16 protein-coding genes are annotated in these 17734 nt (G+C 67.9%); 5 read left to right on the top strand and 11 right to left on the bottom strand.

Translation table 11 applies throughout. From position 1 onward, the window contains the following. Positions 1–76: 76 nt before the first annotated feature. On the top strand, positions 77–457 hold the full coding sequence (locus GNX95_RS09420) for a DnaJ family domain-containing protein (RefSeq protein WP_163506725.1): 381 nt from the start codon (positions 77–79) through the stop codon (positions 455–457). On the opposite strand, the gene GNX95_RS09425 is transcribed toward GNX95_RS09420, so the two are convergent. From GNX95_RS09425 to GNX95_RS09435, 3 genes are read right to left on the bottom strand one after another with little or no spacing between them, the layout of a single operon-like run. Further along, complete coding sequence (locus GNX95_RS09425; RefSeq protein WP_163506726.1) at positions 454–1266, bottom strand: SAM-dependent methyltransferase; 813 nt, start codon at positions 1264–1266, stop codon at positions 454–456. The two genes, GNX95_RS09420 and GNX95_RS09425, sit on opposite strands and share 4 nt — an antisense overlap. A gap of 41 nt (positions 1267–1307) precedes the next feature. After that, complete coding sequence (locus tag GNX95_RS09430; RefSeq protein WP_163506727.1) at positions 1308–2060, bottom strand: SDR family NAD(P)-dependent oxidoreductase; 753 nt, start codon at positions 2058–2060, stop codon at positions 1308–1310. A gap of 36 nt (positions 2061–2096) precedes the next feature. Next, positions 2097–2741, bottom strand: coding sequence for a GntR family transcriptional regulator (locus GNX95_RS09435; RefSeq protein ID WP_163506728.1), 645 nt, complete (start codon positions 2739–2741; stop codon positions 2097–2099). Between the two features lie 144 nt (positions 2742–2885). Between GNX95_RS09435 and GNX95_RS09440 the strand changes: the two genes are divergently transcribed. Continuing rightward, complete coding sequence (locus tag GNX95_RS09440) at positions 2886–3905, top strand: S1 family peptidase (protein ID WP_163506729.1); 1020 nt, start codon at positions 2886–2888, stop codon at positions 3903–3905. Between the two features lie 972 nt (positions 3906–4877). Here GNX95_RS09440 and GNX95_RS09445 read toward each other — a convergent pair. The 6 genes from GNX95_RS09445 to GNX95_RS09470 form a co-directional block, all read right to left on the bottom strand. After that, complete coding sequence (locus GNX95_RS09445) at positions 4878–5477, bottom strand: flavoprotein (protein WP_163506730.1); 600 nt, start codon at positions 5475–5477, stop codon at positions 4878–4880. Between the two features lie 181 nt (positions 5478–5658). Beyond that, the gene (locus tag GNX95_RS09450; RefSeq protein WP_163506731.1) at positions 5659–6099 is read right to left on the bottom strand and encodes a barstar family protein; all 441 of its coding nucleotides are present in this window, start codon (positions 6097–6099) and stop codon (positions 5659–5661) included. Beyond that, positions 6096–6494, bottom strand: a complete 399-nt coding sequence (locus GNX95_RS09455) for a guanyl-specific ribonuclease (protein ID WP_163507946.1) — start codon at positions 6492–6494, stop codon at positions 6096–6098. The genes GNX95_RS09450 and GNX95_RS09455 overlap by 4 nt, the downstream gene beginning before the upstream one ends. A 215-nt stretch (positions 6495–6709) precedes the next feature. Beyond that, positions 6710–7030: a lycopene cyclase domain-containing protein gene (locus GNX95_RS09460; protein ID WP_163506732.1), complete on the bottom strand. Its 321-nt coding sequence runs from the start codon at positions 7028–7030 to the stop codon at positions 6710–6712. Then, on the bottom strand, positions 7027–7344 hold the full coding sequence (locus GNX95_RS09465; protein WP_163506733.1) for a lycopene cyclase domain-containing protein: 318 nt from the start codon (positions 7342–7344) through the stop codon (positions 7027–7029). The genes GNX95_RS09460 and GNX95_RS09465 overlap by 4 nt, the downstream gene beginning before the upstream one ends. A gap of 3 nt (positions 7345–7347) precedes the next feature. After that, positions 7348–7722 (bottom strand): Rv2175c family DNA-binding protein, encoded by a 375-nt coding sequence (locus GNX95_RS09470; protein WP_246281555.1) that lies wholly within the window; start codon positions 7720–7722, stop codon positions 7348–7350. Positions 7723–7800: 78 nt separating this feature from the next. On the opposite strand from GNX95_RS09470, the gene pknB reads away from it, so the two are divergent. From pknB to aroF, 3 genes are all read left to right on the top strand, one after another. Beyond that, positions 7801–9783: a Stk1 family PASTA domain-containing Ser/Thr kinase gene (pknB, locus tag GNX95_RS09475; protein WP_163506734.1), complete on the top strand. Its 1983-nt coding sequence runs from the start codon at positions 7801–7803 to the stop codon at positions 9781–9783. Between the two features lie 224 nt (positions 9784–10007). After that, positions 10008–13763: an efflux RND transporter permease subunit gene (locus GNX95_RS09480; protein ID WP_163506735.1), complete on the top strand. Its 3756-nt coding sequence runs from the start codon at positions 10008–10010 to the stop codon at positions 13761–13763. A 151-nt stretch (positions 13764–13914) separates the two neighbouring features. Then, the gene (gene aroF / locus GNX95_RS09485; RefSeq protein ID WP_163506736.1) at positions 13915–14946 is read left to right on the top strand and encodes a 3-deoxy-7-phosphoheptulonate synthase; all 1032 of its coding nucleotides are present in this window, start codon (positions 13915–13917) and stop codon (positions 14944–14946) included. 66 nt (positions 14947–15012) lie between these two features. Here the strand turns inward: aroF and GNX95_RS09490 are convergent, their stop codons facing one another. Both GNX95_RS09490 and GNX95_RS09495 read right to left on the bottom strand, forming a co-directional pair. Further along, on the bottom strand, positions 15013–16551 hold the full coding sequence (locus tag GNX95_RS09490) for a collagen binding domain-containing protein (protein ID WP_163506737.1): 1539 nt from the start codon (positions 16549–16551) through the stop codon (positions 15013–15015). Between the two features lie 89 nt (positions 16552–16640). Next, positions 16641–17621, bottom strand: coding sequence for a helix-turn-helix transcriptional regulator (locus GNX95_RS09495; protein ID WP_222853478.1), 981 nt, complete (start codon positions 17619–17621; stop codon positions 16641–16643). Positions 17622–17734 lie beyond the last annotated feature (113 nt).

Genomic DNA, 17734 nt, shown 5'->3' on the forward strand with positions numbered 1-17734 from the left:
GCGGCGGAGACCGCGGTCACCAGATCAGAACGTCCGTGACTACCCGACTTTAGTTGCTATTTGGCAGAATGGAGGCATGGCCAGATTGACGCCGTCCAGCTATGAAAGCCTGGTCGACCGGCAGATCCGCGAGGCCGCCGAGCGCGGTGAGTTCGACGACCTGCCCGGCGCCGGCAAACCGTTGCCTGACCTCGACCAGCGCTACGACGCGATGTGGTGGGTCAAGGACAAGATGCGCCGCGAGCGGCTGTCCTATCTGCCGCCGACTCTGCAGCTGCGCAAGGATGTGGAGGACGCGCTGGACGCCGCGGCCAAGGCCGCCAGCGACCAGGAGGCGCGGCGCATCCTGGAGGCGGTCAACGTGAAGATCCGCGAGGCGATCCGCCGGCCACCGGAGGGTCCTCCACTGGATCTCGCGCCGATCGACATCGACCGGCGGCTGGCCGAGCTGCGTTAGGCCTTGCGGCCGACTCCGCTCAGCACCAGCTCGTACAACGGGTCGACCGGCTGGACCGTCGGCCCCTGCGGCCACCAGCGGTAGGGCGGCACCAGGCCGGGGTCGGCCAGCTCCAGGCCGGCGAACAGCGTGCGGATCTCGGCCTCGTCGCCGGGATGCAGCCGCAGCGCGCCGGGCGGCATCACCGCGTCGATCCGCTTGGCCAAGCCGCTCAGCTCGCTGCCGTCGTCCGGGTCGAAGACGTGGGTCATCGCGACGTACGACCCGCTGGCCAGCCGGTCCACATAGCCGGCCATGATCGCCTTCTTGTCCACGAAGGTCTCGACGTAGTCGATGGTGGCGACCTGGATCAGCGCGATCGGCTGGTCGAGCTCCAGGAAGCCGCGGATCGCCGGGTCGTCCAACAGCTCGTCCGGCCGGCGCAGGTCGCCTTCGACGAAGCGAGTGTTGTTCTCACCCTGCAGCAGCACGCGGCTGTGTACGACCACCGCCGGGTCGTTGTCGACGTAGACGACGCGTGCGTCCGGGTTGATGACCTGTGCGACCTGGTGGGTGTTCTGCATGGTCGGCAGGCCGGAGCCGCAGTCGAGGAACTGCGTGATGCCGCACTCGGCGGTGAGAAACCGTACGGCTCGCTGCGACCAGCGGCGCAGGTCCTTCGCCACGTCGCCGAGCTGTGGAGCCACCGAGAGCAGGGCGGCGACGGCCTGCCGGTCGACGTCGAAGTTGTCCTTGCCGCCAAGCAAATAGTCGTACGTACGCGCGTTGTTCGGCCGCCCCGTGTCGACCCGAAACGCGCCGTCCGCCATCCGCCCCCCAAAGTCACGTCCGAAACAGCCTACCTATCTGGTCAGTTCGCCGTGTAACCACCATCGACGTACAGAACGTGACCAGTCACGTACGACGATGCCTCGCTGGCGAGGAAAACCACCGGACCGCCGAGCTCCGCGGGCCGCCCGCGCCGGCCCATCGGCGTGAACGCCTCGATCTGGGCCTGTTTCGCCGGATCCGCGTGCGTGCCGGCGGCGTTTTCCATGATGTTGTCGAAATAACCCGGCGCGATCGCGTTCACCCGGATGCCGTAGGCGGCCCACTCGACCGCCATCGTGCGCACCAGCTGGTCGACTCCGCCTTTGCTGGCCGCGTACGGCGCCAGTCCGGGAATGCCGACCGCGCCGGCGATCGACGACGTCATCACGATCGAGCCGCCGCTGCCTTGCGCCATCAGCTGCCGCGCGGCGGACTGCGCGGTGTGGAAATAACCGCCGAGGTTGATCGCGATGATCTCGTCCCACTCGGTCCCGTCGTACGCCTCGGCCGGCTTGATGACGTCGACGCCGGCGTTGTTGACCAGCACGTCGAGCCGGCCGAAGCGATCGACCGCGAAGTCGATCAGCGACTGGCAGCTGCGCCGGTCTCTGCTGTCGTGCCACACCGCGGCCGTCGAGCCACCGATCTCGGTCGCGGCCTCGACCGCCTCCTGCTTGGAGATGCCGCTGACGACCACCGACGCGCCATGGGCGACGAGCGCCGCCGCCATCGCCTTGCCGAGTCCCCGACTGGAGCCGGTGACCACCGCGACCTTGCCGGTCAGATCGAACATCCACACCTCCGGATACGTTGCTGTATACATCACAGCTCAGGTCAGGCGGTCCATGATGATCTCCAACGCGTGCGCGACGTGCTGGCGTACCAACGCCTCGGCCTTCTCGCCGGCCCGGCGGCGGACCGCCGCCGCGATGACCACGTGCTCGTCGAGCGAGTCGGCGGCCTGGTCGTCGGAGTAGAGGCCGGCGATCCGCTGGTTGAAGTAGAACGTCTGGTTGTGCCGGATCGTCTCGATCAGCCGCGGATTGCCGCAGGCCGCCACGATCGTGCCGTGGAAGCGGTCGTTGACGCTGACCAGCAACTGCCGAGAGGCCGCCGCGGCCGCCTGCGCGTGCAACTGGTCGTCGATCAGCGCGCCGATGCCGTCCAGATCGGCGTCCGAAGCACGCTCGGCGGTCAGCCTGGTCGCGTACGCCTCCAACGCCAGCCGGATCTCGTAGATCTGCTGGATCTCCACCTTGCTGAACTCGCGTACCAGCCAGGCTCGCTGGTGGCGCACGATCAGGCCTTCGCTGCCGAGCCGGTGCAGCGCCTCGCGCACCGGCGTACGCGACGCGGCCAGCTCGGCGGCGATGTCGACTTCGACCAGCCGCTGGTTGGGCCGATAGTGACCGCGCAGGATGTCCTCGCGTACGCGCTGGTAGATGCCTTCGGCAAGGCGATCGGTCGGCGCCACCGCACCTCCAGGATGTATACCGCGCAGTATATCGGAGGCGAGACGTATTAATTGCGTAGTTCTGCCTAGAACTACCCTCCTTGTTCCTTCTCCGACCCCGGATGACAGTGGGGACCACCCCACCCCATCCGGAAGGAGAACAGCATGCAGCTGAGGAACCGCGGTGCGATCGTCGCGGCGGTGGCGCTCGCAGCCGGTGCTCTCGTCGGCGCGGCCGGTGCGCCGGCCGCCGCCTCCGTGCCGCTGACGACCCAGGCGCAGCTCGCGCAGGGGGCCGCCGCTGACCGCGTCTCCGACTCACTTGGGTCGAAGTCCGCCGGCTACTACCTCGACTCGACCGGTCGCGCGGTCGTCGGCGTGGTGGACTCCGCTTCCGCGTCCAAGGTGCGCGCCGCCGGCCTGTCCGCGAAGCAGGTCAAGTACACGTACTCGGCGCTGCTGAGCACCAAGACCACGCTGGACCAGCTGCGTAACGTGCCGCAGACCGCGTGGGGAATCGACCCGTCGCAGAACAAGGTCGTCGTCAAGATCCTCTCGGCCGCCACCCCCGCGGTCGCCAAGAAGGTCACCGACGCGGCCGCCAAGCTCGGCGACCGGGTCACGGTCGTGCACCAGCAGGGCCGCAACGAGCTCTACATCCGCGGCGGCGACGCTATCCAGAACGGCTCCGCACGCTGCTCGCTCGGCTTCAACGTGACCCGCAACGGCGAGCCGTTCATGCTCACCGCCGGCCACTGCACCAACCTCGGCGGCACCTGGAGCGGCGGCGACGTGTCCGGCGGTCAGGTCGTCGAGAGCGACTGCCCCGGCGCCGACTCCGGCCTGATCACCCGGCCCAACGGCACCGGCCCCGGCGAGGTCAACGACGGCACCCAGATCACCAGCGCCGCCAACCCGACCGTCGGCCAGTCGATGAAGAAGAGCGGCTCCACCACCGGCATCACCGAAGGCAACATCACCTCCGTCGACGAGTCCGTCAACTTCGACGTAGGCGTACTGGAGCACATGACCGGCGCGCAGCTGCACTCCGACCACGGAGACTCCGGCGGCACCGGCTACAGCGGCTCCGCGGGCCAGGGAACGCTGTCCGGTGGCGACACCGTGACCACGTACTTCTACCCGCTCAACCGGGAGCTCCAGGCGTACGGCCTGCAGCTGGCCTAGTTTCACTCCGAGCGTTGGGGTCGTCGGCGTGGCGACCCCAACGCTTTTGGTCGTGGCGTGCGGGTCGGAGGGGGTCGTACGGCGCGGGGTGCGGTTGAGGGGTTTTGTTGCGTAGGTGGTGGTGGGCTTTCTTTTTGCGTGGTGAGGTGGTTGGTGCTTTTGAGCGGTGGAAAGGGAGTGCAATTTCTGATTAGTGCGTTGAGGGGTGGCTCGTTTCTTGATTGGTGCGGTTGGGGAGGTGGCGCGTTTTCTGAATGGTGCGTGGGCGAGATGGTTGGGTTTTCGCCTGCGCGGCGGGCGCTCCTGCGCGGAGGGCGACCTCAAGGGAGGGGCGCGGGAACGCCAATCGGTGTGCATGGGGGTTGCGTGCGGGGCTGGGTTTCTAGGCTTGCTCGGTCACGTATGGGAAGCAACCCGTCGGGATGGACGCCAAACGATCGTGCTGTGGCGGTTGACTGCGTAATACTTGTTTAACAAGACATCAAAACGAACATCTGTCCCACGCGAGCAGTCACAACAGCATTATCAGCCTCAGCAGTCACACCCGTCACAACCTCCGGAGATCACGGCGGCGTGAATGCCTTGTTTCCTGCGTCCAACGCTAGTAACTCGACATTCATGCCAGCAGCGAACCGTACAAGCCGGACATTTAGCGCTCCATATGCCTTCGCATCCCACATACTGGACCTTCACGCCACCCACCGGGACGCCACGGCACCGCCGGCGCCCAGACCGGACCACACCGCCCACCCAATCGCACGCGCGGCACCCAACCGGACCAACAGCGAAACCCCGCGCACCCCTCCCGTTGAGGTCGCCCTCCGCGCGGGTGCGCCCGCCGCGCAGGCGAAACCACCCCAAAACGCAACAACCATCGGGACGCAACCACCCACCCAACGCAATAACCAGAGAAACCCAACCTCCCCCAAAAACGCAACAAAAAGGAAAACCCAACCACTCTCCAACAACCACCTACCCCACGTCAGACCGGACGCGGCGCACCTCTGATCGGCGGCCGGTCATGATCCGCAACAACTCGTCGGCGGCGCCGTGGAAGGGGAAGCCGTCGGCGGCATCGGCCAGTGCGGCTGCCGATCGGGGTACGGCTGGCACGGGGCGTACGAGCGGCGGGCCGGTCGGGTCGGGCATGAGGACGCTGACCTCCTCGGCGTGCAACGCGCGTACGGCTCGGAGGAAGGGCGTGCGGGCGGCCATGCCGGCGCCGACGTACGGGACGACGACGGTCGGGATGCCTTCGCCGATCGCCTCGGCGACGACGGCGAGGGCGTACGAGTCGGCGATGCCGGCGGCGAGTTTGCAGATGGTGTTGAAGGTGGCCGGCGCGACGATGATGCCGTCGGCGCGGATCGAGCGTGGATCGGCGGCATGGTGGCCGCCGACGACGACGGGCGAGAGGGTGGCGGCCTCGACCTTGTCGGCATCCAGGAAGTCGACACCGGACGGCGTGGCCAGCACCTCGACATCCCACCCGCGTTCGTGGCCGATCTCCACGAGCCGGCCGATCCGGCGCGCCGGCGGCGCCGCGCAGACCACCAGCTTGACGGATGTCATCGTACGACCCCGGAAAGCGTTCCTTTCTGATTACTCACCGTTCGCATCCCGTTCCCCTTGCGTCCACCCTGCACGAGCCGGTCCACCTGCGATTATTCTGCCAGTAACGATGCCGGATGCAATCGTTTTCAGGCACATCCACAGAGACGCATAACAACAATGCGTAACCGTGCTCGACCCCTCAGAGCAGCGGGATGGAGTCTCCCGGTCCGTCGCCGCGCAGCAACACGTACAGCGGCGGCACGCCGTGCCGGCCGGACTCGGCGGCCTTCTCGGCCATGATCTCGCCGGCGTTGGCCCACGCGACCGGATCGCGCCTGGCGAGTACGCGACAGCGTTCCCACAGCAACACGTGCGTGGTCGCCGACAGCCAGCTCAGGTCGGAAAGGCAGTCGGCCAGCGCGTCCCAGTTACGGCCGAACCAGGCCGGAAACTCCAGCGTCCGCGCGCACTCGTCGAAGAAGGTCGGCGCGTCCTTGGCGCGACCGCCTTCCAGGACGTGCAGCTGCCAGCCGGTGCTCTCCAGCTCGCGACTGATCGCGGCCGGATGGGCCCGCGACAGCCACCGGTACATACCCGGCGGCTTGCTGCCGTTCAACAGGGTGCTGGTGAGCCTGCTCATGACACGATCCTCCGGAACGACCGGTAGTGGTCGTCGGTGTAATAGCGTTCCGCCTGCCCGCCGGTGATGATCCGGCGGGCTCCCCGGTCCCGTGACCCGGGTGTGGGGACCGTGTACTCGTGGTAGTAGCCGCGTGCGCGCACCGGCAGCACCCGCTCACGGTTCTGGAAGACCACCCCGTCCTGCCGGTACGGGAACGGGCCACCCTTCTCGATCAGCGCGAGCGTCGCGCGGGCCTGCGGCGGCAGCTCGCCGATCGACACCGTCGGCAGGCCGTCGACGATCGTCGACGACGCCGACGCGCGTGTCCCCCGCTCCGGCGCGGCGGCCTGGCCACAACCCGCCAACACCACGACCTCGAGGACCGCGAGGACCGCGAGAACGACTGAGAGCAGCCGGAGAGTGCGGGTTGCTAACCCACCGCCGTTGGCCGACAGAACGACTCCCCTCCCCCGGACACGCCCCCTGTGCCCGACCCCCCGGGACAAGCACTGAGTTTCGCTCGGCTGGCGCCGCGCGGCAACCTCAGCGACGGACAAATTTTCCCGCCCGTGTCAACACAAGCCCGCCGTCGTACGGCCCGGCCGGCCATGCCATCATGGACGCTGAGCTATGCACCGGCTCGCGGGTTTCGGTCCACTCCACGGCGTCCCAGCCAGACCCAGACCGACACCGTCAGCAGCACCAGCGCGAAGCCGAAGAGCAGGTCCTCCACCGGCGCGTACGCGATCCGCCAGCCCAGGATCGCCGCCGGCGCGTAGACGACGATCCGGCGCCCGGTCAGGATGCCGTTGACCAGCAGCTGGAACCCGAGCGTGATCGCGTACGAGACCCACCAGACCCGGCGGGTGACCAGCCGCGTACGCAGCACCAGCAGATCGACGACGAGCGCGGCCGCGACACCGACGAGCGCGGCGACCGTGTACGTCACTCGTCGCCCGCGCGCCAGTGCGGCTTGACCGCGCGTACGGCCTCGAACGACAGGACCGCGCAGGTCGGCACGACGAGGAAGAACAGCACCTCTTCCAGCGGAAGGTTGCCGATCCGGACACCGGTCAGCTGACTCAGGTCATAGGTCCAGTGCCCGGCCGCGATCGCCAACGCGTCCCAGGTCCCGAAGACCACCAGGGCCGGCAGCAGCGTCAACGCCAGCCGACGCCACCGGCGCAGCACGTGTACGTGCAGGAACGGCTCCAGCCAGAGCGCGCCGGCCAGGCAGCCGGCCAGCACCAGCAGATAGGCCACCGGCTAGAAGCCGAGCGCCTGCGCGCGCCGCTTGACCTCGGTGGCGCGGTTTTCCACCAGCGCCTGCGCCGGCGTGCCGGGGAGGCTGTCGTCGGCGGTGTAGAGCCACCGGACCACCTCCTCGTCGTCGTAACCGGCGTCGGACAGCAGGGTCAGCAACCCCGACAGGTGTTTGACGACCGCCCCGTCCACGACCAGGTCGGCGGGGACCTTCAGCACGCCGTCGCGGCGTACGGCCACCAGCTTGCCGTCGCGGATGAGCTGATGGACGCGGTTGACGGGAAGTTTTAACTGCTCGGCCACGTCGGGCAGGACGAGCCAGGCACCCGGCTCGCCGTCTACTCCCGCGGACATCGGCCGGTCTACCTCGGCGCTCATAACCTCACTTTGCCACAGCATGCGGACAGTCCGCGCGGCGTGTCGAGGTCGGACACCTGCCGACCGTATCCTGTTCGGGTGAACAAGACGGCCACCGATCCCCTCGTCGGAGCGGTGCTCGAGGATCGCTACCGGATCCGCGGGATGATCGCCCGCGGCGGGATGGCGACCGTCTATCACGCCCTGGACGAGCGGCTGGAGCGTACGGTCGCCATCAAGGTCATCCATCCCGCTTACGCGACCGATCCGTCGTTCGTCGACCGGTTCACCCGCGAGGCCCGCAGCATCGCGCGGCTCTCGCACCCCAACGTGGTGGCCGTCTACGACCAGGGCAGCCACAACGGCCTGGCGTTCCTGGTGATGGAGTACGTGCCGGGTCGGACGCTGCGCCACCTGCTCACCGAGCGCGGCCGGCTGGCCCCCGAGGAGGCCGTCGGCGTCCTCGGCCCACTGCTGTCGGCACTGGCGGCCGCGCACCGCATCGGCATGGTGCACCGGGACGTGAAGCCGGAAAACGTGCTGCTCAGCACCGACGGCACGGTCAAGGTGGCCGACTTCGGCCTGGCCAGGATCGCCGAGTCGAGCCGTGCGACGGCGACCAAGGGCGTCATGTTCGGCACGGTCGCGTACGTGGCGCCGGAGATCGTCACGGTTGGCAGCGCCGATCCGCGCGCCGACGTGTACGCGGCCGGCATCGTGCTGTTCGAGATGCTGACCGGCCAGCCGCCGTATCGCGGCGAGACCCCGGTGGCGGTGGCCTACCAGCACGTCCACTCCGAGATGCCGGTGCCGTCCGAGCGCGCGCAGGGCGTGCCGTACGCGCTGGACGACCTGGTGCTGCACGCCACCATGCGCGAGCCCGGCGCACGGCCGCCGGACGCCGGCGCGATGCTCGCCGAGCTGCGTGACGTGGTGAGCGACCTCGGCATGACCGCGATGCCGCCGGCCATCGAGCCGCCGGCGCCGCAGTGGGAGATGCCGACCGAGGCGGTGCCGAAGGCCACCCTGCTCAGCGGACCCCAGCCGCCGGCGCAGACCCAGGGCGCCAACCACCCGAGCAACCATCCCAACCAGCCTGGCCGCGCCGTCGTACCACCGCCGCAGCAACACGACGTCGACGTCGACGACCTGCCATACGACGAGGGCCCGCCGTCGCGGCTGGCCACGCTGGTCAACGCCATCCCGCCACAGCACAGGCGCTACGTGGTGATCGCGGTGATCGCCGTGCTGGCGATCCTGGTCGGCACGATGGCCTGGTGGCTCGGCGCCGGCCGCTACGTCGAGGCACCGAGGGTGGTCGGCCTGACCAAGGCCGCCGCCGAGGCCAAACTGACCCAGGCCGGCCTGCACGCCGGCTACGACACACCGGCCTTCGACGAGAAGGTCCCGAAAGGCAGCGTCGTCAGCCAGGACCCGAGCGGCGGCGGTGACGTCGTCGGCGGCGGCACGGTCACGCTCGTACTGTCCAAGGGACCCGAGCGCTACGCCGTGCCGGACGTGGTCAACCAGCCGCAGGCGGCGGCGTTGAACACGCTGCGCGGCTCGCACCTGAGTCCTCAGACCACCGAGGCGTACGACGACAAGATCCCGGCCGGCAACGTGGTGTCCACCGATCCGGCCGCCGGCACACAGGTCAAGCGTGACGCGGTGATCAAGGTCGTGGTGAGCAAGGGCGCCCAGCCGGTGCAGCTGCCCAACCTGGTCGGCCAGGGCCAGAGCCGCGCGTCCGACACGTTGAGCGGTCTCGGCCTGAAGGTCAGCGTCAAGCGCGAGTTCAGCGACACCGTGCCGGCCGGCACGGTGCTGGCGCAGGACCCCGGACCGAGCACGGTCGGCAAGGGCAGCACGGTCACGCTGACCGTCAGCAAAGGCCCCAACGTGGTGACCGTCCCCGATCTGCGCGGCCAGACCGCCGACGCGGCGAGCGCGAAACTGCGTGGCCTCGGTCTCAATCCGCAGGTGCAGACGCTGCCCGGCGGACAGGGTCAGGTTTTCAACCAGAATCCCCCGCCGAACAGCAAGGTCGCGCTGGGAAGCACCGTCACTTTGTACGTTTTCTAGGCTTATCAGGGTCTTCCGTGGATTTTTCTCTGAGAGACGGCTGAGCCTGCCGCGCACCCCTGCGAGTTTTCCCCGAGGATGAGGCTGACCCACTCCTCCTCCGGGTGGAGAACGAAATCGACCCCCGGTGGGGGGTGCCGGCCGGACACCACTGACACAATTCCAGGTGTCCTGCCACTGATATCTGCAACGTCAACGTCGACGATAGAAGAAAGCACTCATCGATGTCCCTTCTCGCCAGACTGAGCCTCGCTTATCGCAGCCTCATCGCGATCGTCGCCATCGCGGTGTTGGGTTTTGGCGTGTGGGCTGTGCCACAGCTGAAACAGCAGCTCTTTCCCGAGCTGAGTTTCCCGGTCGTCAGCATCTCCGCGGCCTATCCCGGTGCCACGCCGGCGATCGTGGAGAAACAGCTGACGATCCCGATCGAGCAGGCCGTACGCGGCGCCAACGGCGCGAATTCGGTCACCTCCACCTCCAGCTCCGGTTTCGCGTCCGTCAACGTGGAATTCGACTTCGGCACCGACATCGACAAAGCGGTCAGCGAGCTGCAAAGCGATGTCGCGAAGATTTCCGCGCAGCTGCCGCAAAACGTCGACCCGCAGGTGCGTTCCGGCAGCACCGACAGCATTCCGGTGGTGGTGCTGGCCGCGACCAGCGCGGACGGCAACCAGCAGGCTTTGGCGCAGCGCATCAAGAACAACGTGATCCCGGAGTTGCAGGGCATTTCCGGCGTACGCGAGGCGACGCTGTCCGGCGTACGCGACCAGCAGATCACCATCCAGCTGGACACCAAGAAAATGAAGGACAAGGACGTCTCGATCAGCTCGGTCGTCAGCGCCCTGTCCGCCAACGGCATCAACACCCCCGGCGGATCCCTGACCAGCGACGGAAAAACCTATTCCGTCTCGGTCGGCCGGACGTTCGCCACGGTCAACGATATTCGTAACCTTTTCATTACCCGCGATCCCAAACTGCCGACCGGCGGCATCCCCAACCTGAGCGGCCTCGGCGGACTCGGCGGCATTCCCGGTCTCGGCGGTCTTCCTGGCGGTCTTCCCGGTGGACTTCCGGGCGGCCTGCCGCCGGGCGGCTATCCCGGTGGAAAGCCGCCGGGGGGCACGCCGCCGACCAAGCCGCCGGTGACCCCGACGCCGACGCCGAGCGTGTCCTGTCCGCCCGGCGCCACCCCGTCGCCGGCACCTGGCACGCCGCATCCGACGCCGACCTGCGTACCGACCTCACCGAGTCCGTCGACCACGCACAGCGCTTCGTCGTCGGCGTCCACGTCGGGTACGCCGGCGGTCGCGCCGGCCGCGTACGTCGCCGGCCTTCCGGCCGCCGACCCGCCGATCCCCGGCGGTGGGGCCGGTGCGGGCGCCGGCGGTGGCGCCGGCATCCCGGGCGGAGTGAGCGGCTCGCAGAAGCCGCAGGCGCCGGTGAAACTCGGCGACATCGCGACCGTCACGCAGGCCGACTCGCCGGCCACCAGCCTGACGCGTACGAACGGCAAGCCGAGCCTTGGCATCTCGGTCACCGCGACCGCGACCGGCAACGCGGTGGCGATCTCCAACGCGATCCGGGACAAGACCAAGGACCTGGAAGGCCAGGCTGGCGGCGACCTGACCGTCGTCTTCGACCAGGCGCCGTTCGTCCAGCAGTCGATCGACGACCTCGGCACGGAAGGCCTGCTCGGCCTCGCCTTCGCGGTGCTGGTCATCCTGGTGTTCCTGCTGTCGATCCGCTCGACGCTGGTCACCGCGGTGTCCATCCCGCTGTCGGTGATGATCGCGCTGATCGCGCTGTGGGCCGGCGGCTATTCGCTCAACCTGCTGACCCTCGGCGCGCTGACCATCGCGGTCGGCCGCGTGGTGGACGACTCGATTGTCGTACTGGAAAACATAAAACGACATCTGTCCTACGGCGAGGAGCGACAACACGCCGTGCTGACCGGTGTCAAGGAGGTCGCCGGCGCGGTCACCGCCTCCACGCTCACCACGGTCGCGGTGTTCCTGCCGATCGCGTTCGTCGGTGGCCTGGTCGGCCAACTGTTCGCGCCGTTCGGTGTCACCGTGACGGTCGCGCTGCTCGCCTCGCTGCTGGTGTCGCTGACGGTCGTGCCGGTGCTGGCGTACTGGTTCCTGCGGCCGCCGAAGGGCACCGCCGCGGACGTGGCGGCCGCGCGTGAGAAGGCCGAGGCCAAGGAGCGCCGCGGCATCCTGCAACGCGCGTACGTCCCCGTACTCGGCTGGACCCTGCGGCACCGGTTCATCACGCTGTTCGTCGCGGTACTGCTCTTCTTCGGCACCCTGGCCATGTATCCGTTCCTGAAGACCAACTTCCTGGACGGCGGCCAGCAGAACACCATGTCGATCAGCCAGGCCATGCCGGTCGGCACCAGCCTGGCCAGCACCGACGCCGCCGCCCAGAAGGTCGAGCAGGTGCTGCACGACACGAAGGGCGTCAAGTCCTACCAGGTGACCATCGGCGGTGGTGGCGGCGGCCGCAACCCCTTCGCCGGGGGTGGTGGCGGCACCAACGCGTCGTACAACATCACGACCGACCCGGACGGCAACCAGGAGGCCATCCAGAACAGCATCCGTACGGCCGTCGGCAAGCTCAGCGGCGCCGGCAAGATCACCATCAACGGCGCCAGCTCGTCCGGCACGTCCAACCAGCTGTCGGTGGACGTGAGCGCGGCCGACGACAACGTGCTGCGGCAGGCCACCACGCAGGTCCAGCAGGCGGTGGCCGGCCTGTCCGGCGTCACCGACGTGACCAGCACGCTGGCACCGACCTCGCCGCAGGTCGACGTGGCCGTCAACCGCGAGAAGGCGGCCAGCCGCGGCCTCACCGACAGCGCGGTCGCGCAGGCGGTCAGTGCCGCCTTCGACGGCACGACGGTGACCAAGTTCGTCGTCAACGACAACGAACAGAACGTGATCGTGCGTACGGTGGCCCGGCCGCAGGACATCGAGCAGCTCCGCAACCTGGTGCTGACCACGCAGTACGGCGACATCAAGCTGCGCGAGGTGGCCGACGTGCAGGTCGCCAACGGGCCGGAGTCGATCACCCGCACCGACTCCTCGCGCACGGCGTCGGTGACCGGCAACGTCAGCGGCGACGACCTGGGGCGCATCAACGTACAGCTGCGGCAGAAGCTGACCGCGCTGAAGCTGCCGGCCGGCGCCACGTACTCGATCGGCGGGGTGAGCCAGCAGCAGGCGGAGGCCTTCGGCAACCTCGGATTGGCGCTGGTCGCGGCCATCGTGCTGGTCTTCCTGGTCATGCTCACCACCTTCCGCAGCCTGATCCAGCCGCTGATCCTGCTGGTGTCGATCCCGTTCGCGGCCACCGGCGCGCTCGGCCTGCTGCTGATCACCGGCATTCCGCTGGGTCTGCCGGCACTGATCGGACTGCTGATGCTGATCGGCATCGTGGTCACCAACGCGATCGTGTTGATCGACCTGATCAACAAATACCGAGCGGACGGCCTGGAGATCCGGGACGCCATCATCGAGGGCGGCCGGCACCGGCTGCGGCCGATCCTGATGACCGCGGTCGCGACGATCTTCGCGCTGACGCCGATGGCGGTCGGCCTGACCGGCGGCGGTGTGTTCATCTCGCAGCCGCTGGCCGTGGTGGTGATCGGTGGCCTGGTGACCTCGACGCTGCTGACGCTCGTGCTCGTACCGGTGCTCTACTCGATCGTCGAAGGCATCAAGCAACGCCGTGCGCGGCGGCGTGCCGCCAAGCATCCGGTGTCGCCGGCCGTCGGTCCGGCCGAGGGTCAGCTGGTCGGCGTGGTGGCCGGTCCTCCCGGTTGGGAGGCGGCCGACACCGTCGAACAGCCGCGACCGCCGGCCGCTCCGCCGGTGCACCCGTCCGAGATGACCGAGGCGCAGGCTCGCGCGGTCAACCAGGCACTGCATCACCACGGTGAGGAGGGTGACACTCGCGAGCTGCCACCGACGCGCTAGAGTGATGGTCATGCGATTTTGGTACGGCTATTTTCGACCGCCTGGTGCCGACCAGGTGGCGGAGCGCGTGCCGCGTTAGCCGACCACCTTTGTATTGAGCCCCGGGCCCCGCTGGCCCGGGGCTCTTTAACTGTCAGGAGTTGGCTGGACCATGGTCATCGTGATGAATCCGGACGCGAGCGATGCCGAGCTCGCCGAGGTCGTCGGCAACATCGAGGCGGCCGGCGGACACGCGTTCGTGTCCCGCGGCGTGCAGCGTACGATCGTCGGCGTCGTCGCCGGCGAGGAAGTGCTGGAAACCCTTGAGGTGCACGGTCTTCCTGGGGTTTCCGAGGTCGTCCGGATCACCGCGCCGTACAAGCTGGTGAGCCGCGAACATCATTCGCAACGCTCGGTCATCCGGGTCGGCGGGGTGCCGATCGGACCGGGCACGGTGACGTTGATCGCCGGTCCGTGTGCCGTCGAGACTCCGACGCAGACCCTGGAGGCCGCTCAGATGGCGGTGTCCGCCGGCGCTTCCCTGTTGCGCGGCGGGGCTTTCAAGCCGCGCACTTCTCCGTACGCTTTCCAGGGGCTGGGCGTCGACGGCCTGAAAATCCTGGCCGACGTACGCGCCGAGACCGGTCTGCCGATCGTCACCGAGGTGATGGATCCGTCCGATGTGGACACTGTCGCGTCGTACGCGGACATGCTGCAGATCGGCACCCGCAACATGCAGAATTTCGGTCTGTTGCAGGCGGTCGGGTCGGTCGGCAAGCCGGTGATGTTGAAACGCGGCCTGACCGCCACCTACGAGGAATGGCTGATGGCGGCCGAGTACATCGCCCAGCGTGGAAATCTCGACATTGTGTTGTGTGAGCGCGGCGTACGCTCGTTCGAGCCGGCTATTCGCAACATGCTTGACGTTTCCGCCATACCGATGATCCAGTCGCTGTCGCATCTGCCGATCATCGTCGACCCGTCACACGCGGCCGGCCGGCGCGATTTGGTCGTACCGTTGGCGCGTGCCGGCCTGGCGGCGGGGGCCGATGCGGTGATGGTCGATCTGCATCCGCATCCCGAGTCGGCTCGGTGCGACGGCCCGCAGGCCCTGACGCACTCCGAGCTGCCGGCTCTGGGGTCTGCCGTGCGTACGCTCGCCGCCGCCACCGACCGCACTGTCGCGGTGCCGGTCCCGGCTTGACGACATCGAAAATGGGGGCACCTGGTCCGCGCCAGGTGCCCCACATTGACGTAGTCGGATTGACGGTCAGCAGCGCGCGAGATCAATCCCGTCGACCGCTTGACCTGCCGTGCTGTGCACAACAGTGGCCGTGTCGAAATCCGACGCGCGTTGGTACCAGCAAAGCGCGCTACCTTCGACATTCGAGACAATCTTGAGGTCCTGCGTTGCCAGGCCGGCGATCGCGTACGTCCCGGTCCGGTCCGGTGGAGTGCTCGTCGACAGCAACAAATCGCCGGACCTCGCGTTGTACGCCTCGACGTACCCGAACGTCGGCTGGCCGGCTGTGTCCAGGACTCGGCCGGTCACCGATCCACCGGCGGCCATCTTCGCGTCAGCGGTCACGGTTTTGCCTGACGTCACCTGAACCGGCGTCGCGGCAAGCCGGTCCGCGGCTCCGCCGGACCACTGCGTCGCGTACTTGTGTGGCCGCGAGGTGAACTGCACCGGCCATTTGTATGGCCCCAGGCCGGAAATCGTGTACGTCCCGGTGGAATTCGAGCAGTTGGGTCCGAAACCCAGATTCGCCGGATGCCTGGCGTACGGATAGGCGCAGACACCGCCGACCGCGGCGCCGGTCGCCACGTCGGTCACCTGCCCGGTGATGGCACCGGCGAGGTCCATTCGGACCGGCGGCATCGACACCAACCGTCCCGTCGTCGCGGTGACCGTCCTGGCCAGCCGCACATCGCCGGTGCCGCCGCGAACGCCGACCCACTGCAGGCCATAGGCCGTGTTGCCGGATGTGGCCATGAAAACGTAGGTGCCGGCCGCGACCGGACCGATGACGATCCGGCCGTTCGCACCGCTGCAGTAGCCGCCGCCTTCCGAATAGAGAGAACGCATCGGCAGTGTCAGCTCGCTGACGCAGACATCGGCCAGTGGCTTGCCGGTCCTGGCGTCCAGCGCCATCGTCGCGATGGCGGCGGCCGGAGCGAGCACGACCGCCTTTTCGGTCACTTGGTGCGACTGGACGAGGATCTCGAGATCCTGGCCCCAGTGCGTACGGTGTTGCGAGTAGACGCTGGCGGTGTACGAACCGCTCGGCACGTCTTCCAGCAGAATTACCCCGTTTGCCGAGCCGCAGCGCTCGATCTCAGCTACCCGCGCGCACATGTCCGTGATCGGTGCGCCGGTCGTCGAGTCCGTGAAGGTGAGCTGGACGGTGCCGGGCGAGCTGACGTTGTAGCGGTGCAGAGCCGGGTCGGACAGGCCCGACGGGCTCGTCGAGCGTACGCACAGCGTGTTCTGACCGGCGGATGTGGGCGCGTACGTCACCGTCGCCCCGCCGGTGCTGTCGGCATCGACTCGCTGCATGTTCAGCGGTTCGCAGCTTCCCCCGAAGCTGTAGTAGTAGGCCGCGACATCGGCGACGCCATTGGCGCCGAAGGTGAAGTTACCGGCAATTCCCACGCCGCCATGCGACGCGTCGTCATCCGGATACTCCGCCGACCAGACCGTCGGCGCCGGGGTGGCCGCCGAGGCGGCCGCCGGAAAAAGCCCCACAACCAACGCGGCGGCGACAAAAGCCCCGAATCCGCGCAGCGCTAACCTACGTTTTGCCACAGATTCCCCGTTCTTTTCCGATCCCGCCCAGTCCGCGCCCGTCGCGGATCTCATCGAGCCAGCAGATGAATATAGCGGTAAACCGAAGGCTAGATCCAGCGGTTACGGACGGCGTAGAGGGCGAGCTGGAAGCGATTGGCGGCGCCGGTACGCGCCATCAGTCCCTCCAGATAGCGAAACAGTGTTCGTCGGCTCACACCGAGGCTGCGTGCCGCCTGGTCGTCGCCCATGCCGGCGGCGAGCAGACCGAGCAGCCGGCGCTCGCTGGGCTGCAGATATGGTCCGGACTCCTCGCGTAAGTCCAGCGGCAGAGCCGATCGCCAACAGATCTCGAACAAGCCGATCAGAGCCGACAGCAACGACGACGGCCGGATGAGGATGGCCAGCCGGCCGACGTCCGCCTCCGGAAGGGACAATGCCACGACCGCGCATTCGTCGTCGACGATGAGGAGTTTGGCCGGCACTTCCGGCAAAGTGCGCGCCTCCTCGCCCGCTTTCACACACGAAACGACGTTTTCGGTGAGAAAGTCGGAGTCCAGCAACGCGGCCTTGGCGTAGACGGCACGATAACGTACGCCGCGCGCGAGGTTTTCCAGCTCCACGTTGTTGGCATGCTTCGCCGCGTAATAAGGCGGCGAATCCAATGCTCGTACGGATGCCACCGCGCCGCGCTCCAGTTGGGCGATGCGGTTTTCCACCGATGCGGCCGGAATCACCTCGATGATCTGGTCGGTGGCATCGCCGATCAGGGTGCGACGGAAGGCGTCGTACGCGCCGCGGGCGGCGACCCGCGCCTCGGCGAGCTCGGTTTCGCGTGAGCGGACCAGAAGATCCAGAGCGGCATCTGGACGGACCGGTACGGCGGTGGTCGGGTCGTTGCCGACCCGACCGACCAGACCACTGTCGTTGAGCGTGACAAACGCCTTTTTGACGGTTTCCGCCGGATATCCGGACAGCTGAGCGATTTCTTCCACGCCGGACGATCCGACGGCGAGCAGATGGCCGTAGATCTCCGCCTCGGCCGCCGGCAGCCCGAGCCTGGTCAGGTGCCGCACATGGTCGGAAATCACGAACTGACACATTAGTGCCACTGACACAACGATGACACCGTTTTCGGCCCCCCGCTTGTACATATGTGGCACCCCTCGCGACATTCCGGCCGGTTTTAAGGCGGGGTTAAGGA

It is taken from the genome of Fodinicola acaciae (assembly GCF_010993745.1).
In the GTDB taxonomy this organism is placed as follows: domain Bacteria; phylum Actinomycetota; class Actinomycetes; order Mycobacteriales; family HKI-0501; genus Fodinicola; species Fodinicola acaciae.

Coding starts and splice junctions, on each gene's coding strand:
- GNX95_RS09420 (WP_163506725.1), top strand. CDS start 77: ATGGCCAGATTGACGCCGTCCAGCTATGAAAGCCTGGTCGACCGGCAG.
- GNX95_RS09425 (WP_163506726.1), bottom strand. CDS start 1,266: ATGGCGGACGGCGCGTTTCGGGTCGACACGGGGCGGCCGAACAACGCG.
- GNX95_RS09430 (WP_163506727.1), bottom strand. CDS start 2,060: ATGTTCGATCTGACCGGCAAGGTCGCGGTGGTCACCGGCTCCAGTCGG.
- GNX95_RS09440 (WP_163506729.1), top strand. CDS start 2,886: ATGCAGCTGAGGAACCGCGGTGCGATCGTCGCGGCGGTGGCGCTCGCA.
- GNX95_RS09445 (WP_163506730.1), bottom strand. CDS start 5,477: ATGACATCCGTCAAGCTGGTGGTCTGCGCGGCGCCGCCGGCGCGCCGG.
- GNX95_RS09450 (WP_163506731.1), bottom strand. CDS start 6,099: ATGAGCAGGCTCACCAGCACCCTGTTGAACGGCAGCAAGCCGCCGGGT.
- GNX95_RS09470 (WP_246281555.1), bottom strand. CDS start 7,722: ATGAGCGCCGAGGTAGACCGGCCGATGTCCGCGGGAGTAGACGGCGAG.
- GNX95_RS09480 (WP_163506735.1), top strand. CDS start 10,008: ATGTCCCTTCTCGCCAGACTGAGCCTCGCTTATCGCAGCCTCATCGCG.
- aroF (WP_163506736.1), top strand. CDS start 13,915: ATGGTCATCGTGATGAATCCGGACGCGAGCGATGCCGAGCTCGCCGAG.